The sequence below is a fragment of the Synechococcus sp. WC101 genome (assembly GCF_047461555.1).
Lineage (GTDB): Bacteria > Cyanobacteriota > Cyanobacteriia > Thermostichales > Thermostichaceae > Thermostichus.
In genome coordinates this window covers 1-7,542 of record NZ_JANSHG010000125.1, presented here as the reverse complement: position 1 = coordinate 7,542, position 7,542 = coordinate 1, and the positions used below count along the sequence as shown (strand labels likewise).

Genomic DNA, 7,542 nt, shown 5'->3' with positions numbered 1-7,542 from the left:
GACGGCGAAGATGTGCATTTTCGCAAGGCGGTGCTGACGGATCCCGTCTGTCCTGCCGACTGTCCGCAGCCCTGCCTAGCCGTTTGTCCGCCCCACGCCCTGATCCGGGCAGGCACTTCCACCCAGGTTCACATCCGGGCAGAGCTCTGTTACGGCTGTGGCCGCTGTGAGCCGGTGTGTCCCCACCAACGCATCGCCACCCAAGGCTATCAGGTTGCGGCGGCGGAGATCCTGCCGTCCTTGCTAGAGCTGGGGGTTGAGGCGGTGGAAATCCACACCCGTATCGGTCGACAGAGCCAATTCGCGCAATTGTGGGGATCCCTAAAGCCCTGGCTGCGGTGGCTGCGGGCCGTCTCGATCAGCTTTAACGATGGTCCCGGCCTCGAGGTCTATTTGCGGGATTTGCTGGCCTTGATGGATCCCTTGCCGGAGGTGTTGATCTGGCAGGTGGACGGTCGGCCTATGAGCGGGGATCTTGGAGCTGGCGCCGGCAAGGCCACTCTGAAGTTGGCCCGAAAGGTGTTGAGCATGGGGTTGCCCGGCTATGTGCAGTTGGCAGGAGGAACCAATGGGCAAACGGTGTCGCTGCTGGATCCCCGTTGGCCGGTGGCGGGGGTGGCCTTCGGCAGCTATGCGCGACAGTTGGTGGCCACCTACTTGGAGGGGGGGCCTGGATTGGCAGGTGGGATCCCAGTGGCCAAGCAGTTGGTGCAGCAAGTGAAGCAACGAGCGGTGGCCCCCAGACAAACCTGTTTTTCCAGTGTTTAACAACGTTGCCCGACCATGAGTTTCTTAGTACAGCCCTTCAACCCGTCGGCGGATCGGGAAGGTGCTCCGCACCGCTCCAGCGAACGCACCTCTTTTCCCGGGCAAGTCCTCTACAACGACGATTTGGGCAAGCTGCTGGACGTTCTGCCCGCCTCCATCCGCCAGCGCCTGGAGCAGCATCCCCAGTTGGATCGGCTGGTAGAGGTGGTGCTGGATTTGGGCCGCCGCCCGGAAGCCCGCTTCCCCGGCTTTGCCGATTACCTCTCGGAGGAGGTGGTCACCCGCGCCGACCTGGATCTGGTCATCAGCCAAGTGGGAGAGTTTAGCGGCGACAACCGCGCCGGCATTGCCTCAACTCTGCACCGGATCAGCGCCATTCGCAACCGCCAGGGCACGATCATCGGCCTCACCTGTCGGGTAGGGCGTTGCGTTATCGGCGTCATCAGCATGATCCGCGATTTGGTGGAGCAGGGCCGCTCGATGCTGTTGCTGGGCCGCCCAGGGGTGGGCAAAACCACCGCCTTACGGGAAATTGCCCGCGTGCTGGCGGACGAGCTGCACAAACGGGTCATCATCATCGATACCTCCAACGAAATTGCCGGCGATGGCGACGTGCCCCACCCAGGGATTGGCCGGGCCAGGCGCATGCAGGTGGCCAGCCCGGAGCTGCAGCACAAGGTGATGATCGAGGCGGTGGAAAATCACATGCCGGAAGTGGTGGTGATCGACGAGATCGGCACCGAGTTGGAGGCTCTGGCCTCCCGCACCATCGCCGAACGGGGGGTGCAACTGGTGGCCACTGCCCACGGCAACCGCATCGACAACCTGATCAAAAACCCCACCCTCTCCGACCTAATTGGCGGGATCCAGTCGGTCACGCTCGGAGACGAAGAGGCGCGGCGGCGGGGCTGCCAGAAGAGCGTCTTGGAGCGGAAGGCCCCCCCCACGTTTGAGATTGCGGTGGAGATGCTGGAGCGGGATCGCTGGGTCATCCACGAAGATGTGGCGGCCACTGTGGATCGCCTCCTGCGCAACCGCGAGCCGCTGGTGCAACTGCGCAGCCTGGACGAACGCGGCCAAGTGGTGATCGAGCGCCCCACCCTGTCTGGGCCCCAGTGGCCCCCCCCTGCCGGCAGCACCCTGTCCCCAACACGGGAGCGGGGGGGATGGCGCCGTTCTGGGCGGATGGAAGCTCTGCCCCTAGAACCAAGTGAAACTCGTCTGCGCCAGCCCGGCGAATCTGGCTCGCCTTCGGCCAAGGGGGAGGAATCTGTCCCGCCAGCAGCAGCGGGATCCCGTGCTGAGCCTCAAGTTATGGCCAGCCCCAAGGCAGAGTCCAGGGCTGAGGCGGAAGAGGATGCCGACTGGGAGGAACCTGCTGCGGCTGCCCTGGCAGAACGGCAACGGGATCTGGATGGGCCGCTGAGGATCTATCCCTACGGGGTTAGCCGCTTCCATCTCGAGCAGGTGATCCAGACTTTGAAGCTGTCGGCGGATGTCACCAAAGATCTGGATGAGGCAGATATTGTTTTGGCTTTGCGATCCCAGGTGCGCAGCCGCTCCAAGATCCAGCAACTGGCCCACGCCCGCCAAATCCCGATTCACACCGTCAAGGCCAATACCCTGATCGCCCTTGCCCGCGCCCTGCGTCACATCCTCAACATCGAAAGCGAGGACGGCTCCGATTCCGACCTAGAGCTGTTCATTCGGGCCAGCTCGGGCGACGAAACGGAAGCCTTGGAGGAGGCCCGGCTGGCGGTAGAGCAGATCGTCATTCCCAAGTCCCAGCCGGTGGAATTGCTGCCCCGCTCCCCTCTGATCCGCAAGCTGCAGCACCAGCTAGTGGAGCACTATCACCTGCGGGCCCAGAGCTTCGGCGAAGAGCCCAACCGCCGCCTGCGCATCTATCCCAACTAGCTCCAGCCAGGGTTCCTCAGGCCAGCAGGGATCCGGCGATCATCCCTGCCAAGAGAATGAAGCCCTGGAGGACGTTTTGGCCGAAGATGGCCATGTAGAGAGTGGGAGGGGGATTGACCTGGTGAAGCTGCCAGGTTTGCCGGCCCCAGAGAGCGGCGGCAACTGCCAGGCTAAGGAAATAGACCGCGTGCAACTGCAGGCTGATCCCCACCCCCAAGAGGGCAAGGGCGGCGCCCAAGAAAAACAGCCCCACCGCCGTTGGGGTTTGTCTCCCAAAAAAGCGGGCGCTGGAGTGGATCCCGGCCCGTTCGTCGTCCTCTCGATCCGATAGAGCATAGACCGTATCGAACCCCAACGTCCACAACACCGTGGCCAGCCACAGCCAGCCCAGCCCCTCCTCCCACAGGGGTGTGTGGGGATCTTGGCCGCTCACCGCTGTCCAACTGATGAGCACGGCAAATCCCCAGGCCAGGGCTAGCACCAGTTGGGGCACGGGAAACACCCGCTTAGCCCCCGGATAGAGCAGGATCACCGGCACTGCCGCCACACAGAGGGCAAAGCTGACCGGGTTGAGAAAAAGCGCCAGCCCCGCCGCACAGGCCAAGGTCAGCAGCGCCATCACGATGCCGACGGCAACGGTCAGTTCGCGGCTGGCCAAGGGGCGGTTGCGGGTGCGCTCCACCAAGGGATCCAAATCCCGATCCCAGAGGTCGTTGATCACACAGCCCGCCCCGCTGGTGGCCAAGCTGCCCAAAATCATGATCCCCACCAGCGGCCAAGGCGGCGTTCCCCGTCCGGCCAGAAAAGCCCCCCACAAAGCCGGGATCATCAGGATCAGCCGCCCTGCCGGCTTATGCCAGCGCAACAGCCGTAAAATCGCTCCGCCAGTGGCCCAGAGTGCAGAAGGAGAGGCAGACATAGCCAGGTCGAAAGAGGGCCAGTTGCCGAGAGGAATGGAGCTCCGCACCGATCTTAAATCATCCTAAACTGGCCCGCCCTGGAACCCTTGTCGTCACCCTCGCCGTCTCTACTTTTTGGCCAGCATTTGGCTCCTCTTTTCCCACTATTGGCCAGCCTGAGAAGTTTGATATCCTAGCGGGGGGCTGCTGTTGAGGGTGATGAACTTTGCTGCTTTTCCCCTGTGAGGCCGTTCGCGCAAGCGAGACGGAGTCTGCCATGCAAGCAACCCTTTCCATGACCAGTCAACTTCCCGAAGTTCAAGTCAAGGAAGCTCCTCCCCTTCTGGAGACTCTGCTGGTGGTGGACGATGAGGATGCAATCCGAGAAACCGTTGCCGTTGCTCTCGAAGAACAGGGATACCAAGTTTTGCAGGCCGCCGATGGTCGACAAGCGCTGGAGCTGGTTCACACGGCCGAACGGCTGGATTTGATGATCTTGGATTTGATGCTGCCCGGCTTGAACGGCTTGGATCTGTGCCGGCTGTTGCGCCGGGAGGGCAACACCATCCCCATCCTGATGCTGACGGCCAAAAGCAGCGAGACCGACCGGGTGGTGGGCCTGGAGCTGGGAGCCGACGACTACCTGACCAAGCCCTTCGGCATGCGGGAGCTGATCGCCCGCTGTCGCTCCGTGTTGCGCCGTCGGCAGCAGTCCCACGCCAGCGAGGCCACGGTGCTCCGCTACGGGGATATTTGCCTGTTTACCCAAGAGTGTCGCGTCTTGGTGCGGGGAGTGGAGGTGAGTTTCTCGCCTAAGGAGTTCCGCCTGCTGGAGCTGTTTATGTCCAACCCTCGCCGCGTCTGGACGCGGGAACAGCTCTTGGAGCGCATCTGGGGATCCGACTTCATGGGCGACAGCAAAACCGTGGACGTCCACATCCGCTGGCTGCGGGAAAAGTTGGAGCTGGATCCCAGCAACCCAGAGTATTTGGTGACGGTGCGCGGCTTCGGCTATCGCTTTGGCTAGGGTTGGGAACTCCTCTCACGCCAGCGGCGGGCAAAAGAGAGGGCTTCGGCGCGGGTTTGGATCTGCCCCGCGGCCTGCGCCTCCTGTAGAGCCTGCAGCAACTGGCCCACCCAGGGTCCGGGTTTAGCACCCAAGCTGTGCAGCAGGTCGTTCCCATCCAGCAGGGGCACCAAATGGGCCAGGGGATCCTGGGGATCTTCGTAGCGCCGGAGCCAGGATTCTATCTCTTGGGGGCTGCTGCCGGTGGCTGCTGCCAGCAGGGCCAGGCCGCCGAAGAGGGATCCCGCCTGGTGATAGAGCCGCCACTGTTGTCCGGGAGTGGGGGAATGGGTCAGAAGCGTTTGCAACAGGGGTAGAAGCTGGTGCAGCTTCTGGATGGCCCGCATCTCGGCGCGGCTAAAGCGCAGCCGTTCCAGCTCGGCTTCCACCGTCTCGGCAGGGGTGCCCGCCGGATCCCACAGCAGGGCTGCCAACACCGTTGCCAACAGGCCGCCGCGCCGATCCGCCAAAGGCTGGGCCAGCTCCGCCAGAGTGCGGGGATACTGAAGCTGCCAGATCTCGGCCCATTGCCACACCGCTTGGGCCTGGGCAAAGCCGGGGCTCTGGGGCGCTAGGCGGGGCAGCCAAGCCGCTAGCAGACCTGCCGCCACCGCTGCCTGCAGGTGGGCCAAGCCGGGGATCCCCGTCTCCAACAAGGTCACCACCTCGGCCCGCACCCGCTCTGCCGCCACCCTGGCCAAAAGGGGGGCCCGCTGACGAATCGCCTCTGCCGTGGCCGGATCCAGCGCAAACCCCAGTTGAGCTGCCTGGCGATAGGCCCGCAACAGCCGCACCGGATCGGCACTGAGGTTGTCGGGGTGAACCATGCGCAGACACCTCTGCTCAATGTCTGCCCGCCCCCCCGTGGGATCCAACAGGTGCCCCTCCTGCAGTTCCAGAGCCAGGGCATTGCAGGTGAAGTCCCGCTGCCGCAGATCTGCCTCCGGGGTGGGGCCCACCTGCAGGGCCGCGTCCACCGTCGCCGCTGTGGGGGTGGAAGCCCCTCCTTGGCCCAGCACGATGCGGGCAATCTGTCGCTCCGCATCCAGCACCACAAAGCCGGCCTTCAGCCGCCGCGCCACCCCCGCCGCCCACCCCACGGGATCCGCCGGACACATTAAATCCAGATCCACCGGCCCCTTGAAGTCTCCAGCCTGGCCCCGCAGCCAAGCCAGATAGGCATCCCGCAGGGATCCCCCCACCCAGTAGCTCCTCTGGGGCAGCCACTCTTTGGGAAAGGGCAGCCGTTGGCGGAAATAGGTCAGCAGCCACTTGCTCAGCAGGGCTTCGCTCATCGATGTGCACAGGGGGGAGACTTCGATGATCTAAAGGGCTAGGATCCCCAGAGCGCAAGCAACCAGACAGGCCGTACCCTCACCTGACCGCTGCGCAAAAACAAGCGATTGCTTTTGGGGATTTGACCCTCGCTTGCCCAGGCCCGCTCGCGGCCTGGATCCCTTTTAGCTATCGCTCCAGCAGCGAGCCGCCCACCGCCGCCGGTACAAAAGCAGGTGCTGAAGTGAGCAGATGGGGCCGCACCAGCGCCACCAGCCCGGCAATAAACAGCGGGTCGGCATTCAACGCGGGCACGCGGCGAAACTCGCGGATCCCAGCCTGGTGGGCCAGCTCCCGATACTCGATGTCGATCTCCTGCAGGGTTTCGATGTGCTCCGACACAAAGCTAATCGGCACCACCAGCAGTTGCCTGACCCCGCACGCTCCCAGCTCTGGGATCACCGTCTCGGTATAGGGCTGCAGCCAGCGCACCGAGCCCACCCGGCTCTGATAGGAGAGGGTGTGGCGATTGGGGCGCCCAACTTCCCGCCAGATGAGCTGGACGCAGGCCTCCATCTCCTGCTGGTAGGGATCCCCGGCCTGGGTGACATAGCTTTCGGGAATGCCGTGGGCGCTAAAGAGCACATGCACCCCTGCCGGATCCTCGAAGGCATCCAACTGCTCCCGGATGGCCCTAGCCATGGCCTGGACATACTGGGGCTGGTCGTACCAAGAGCAGATCTGGCGGCGCTCGATGCGGGCCAGCTCCGGGTCTTCGGCCCAGAGGCGATCCAGGAGTTTGAAGCTGGAGCCGGTGGTGCTGATGGAGTACTGCGGGTAGAGCGGCAGCACCACCAGGCGGGTGATCCCATCCGACTTGATCTGCTGCACCACCGACTCGATCAGCGGGTGCCAATAGCGCATGGCCACATACACCGGCACGTCGTAGCCCGCCGCCACCAGTTGAGCCTGCAACGCTTGTGCCTGGGCGGCGGTGATGCGCCGCAAAGGGGATCCCCCCCCGATGGCCGCGTAGTTGCGCCGGGATTTGGGCGCCCGCAGCGTGGAGATGGCCCAGGCAAAAGCCCTCTGCAAAAAGGGAAAGGGCAGGCGGATCAGCTCGGGATCGGCAAAGAGGTTGTAGAGAAAGGGCTGCACATCAGCCTGGGTCTCTGGCCCCCCCAAGTTCAGCAGGAGCACGCCGCTTTTGGACATGACAAACCCAATGACCTTCCTTATCCACTGTAGGAGGTCTTGCCCCCCAGCGGGGAAGGGGCATTAAGTTTTCTTGCAACCTTTCTCAGCTTTCTCTCGGCCCCCATCCTTAGCCAGGGATCCCCCCTCCTCCCCTACTGCTCCGCCCGGTGTCAGCTAGAAACCGCAGGAGCCCCGCGCTCTGGCGCAGCCGAGCGTCGGGAGGAATGCGGTCTGTTGATGTATAGTGACAGCATGACCCAAGTCTTGACTATTTCCTGCGAACTGTTCGCGCTAGCGGGACGGAGTCCTATCGGAGTCGCAAGCCGCCAAGTTAGATGCGACGCTGGACGCCTTTGTGCAGGCCTTGAACTGGGTCAACCAAAACACGCCGGAGAAGATCCTCAACGCCCTTAAGCTCCA

6 protein-coding genes are annotated in these 7,542 nt (G+C 63.6%); 3 read left to right on the top strand and 3 right to left on the bottom strand.

Features of this window, described 5'->3' with window-relative positions; all coding sequences use genetic code 11:
- Positions 1-768: LdpA C-terminal domain-containing domain (locus tag NW809_RS09215; RefSeq protein WP_414401991.1), on the top strand; the 768-nt coding region annotated here is incomplete at its 5' end.
- Positions 769-783: 15 nt separating this feature from the next.
- Positions 784-2,685, top strand: coding sequence for a R3H domain-containing nucleic acid-binding protein (locus NW809_RS09210; protein WP_011429909.1), 1,902 nt, complete (start codon positions 784-786; stop codon positions 2,683-2,685).
- A gap of 16 nt (positions 2,686-2,701) precedes the next feature.
- Here NW809_RS09210 and NW809_RS09205 read toward each other — a convergent pair whose 3' ends face one another.
- A complete protein-coding gene (locus tag NW809_RS09205; RefSeq protein ID WP_414401992.1) occupies positions 2,702-3,604 on the bottom strand; it encodes a 4-hydroxybenzoate solanesyltransferase in 903 nt (300 codons plus the stop codon).
- Between the two features lie 275 nt (positions 3,605-3,879).
- Here NW809_RS09205 and NW809_RS09200 point away from each other — a divergent pair, with 275 nt between their 5' ends.
- Entirely contained in the window at positions 3,880-4,611 is a 732-nt protein-coding gene (locus NW809_RS09200; RefSeq protein ID WP_414401990.1) for a response regulator, read from the top strand.
- Here NW809_RS09200 and NW809_RS09195 read toward each other — a convergent pair.
- Together NW809_RS09195 and hemH are read right to left on the bottom strand one after the other, a co-directional pair.
- Entirely contained in the window at positions 4,608-5,945 is a 1,338-nt protein-coding gene (locus NW809_RS09195; protein WP_414401989.1) for a CCA tRNA nucleotidyltransferase, read from the bottom strand. The genes NW809_RS09200 and NW809_RS09195 overlap by 4 nt on opposite strands.
- A 169-nt stretch (positions 5,946-6,114) precedes the next feature.
- Positions 6,115-7,140: a ferrochelatase gene (gene hemH, locus NW809_RS09190; RefSeq protein ID WP_011429913.1), complete on the bottom strand. Its 1,026-nt coding sequence runs from the start codon at positions 7,138-7,140 to the stop codon at positions 6,115-6,117.
- Positions 7,141-7,542 lie beyond the last annotated feature (402 nt).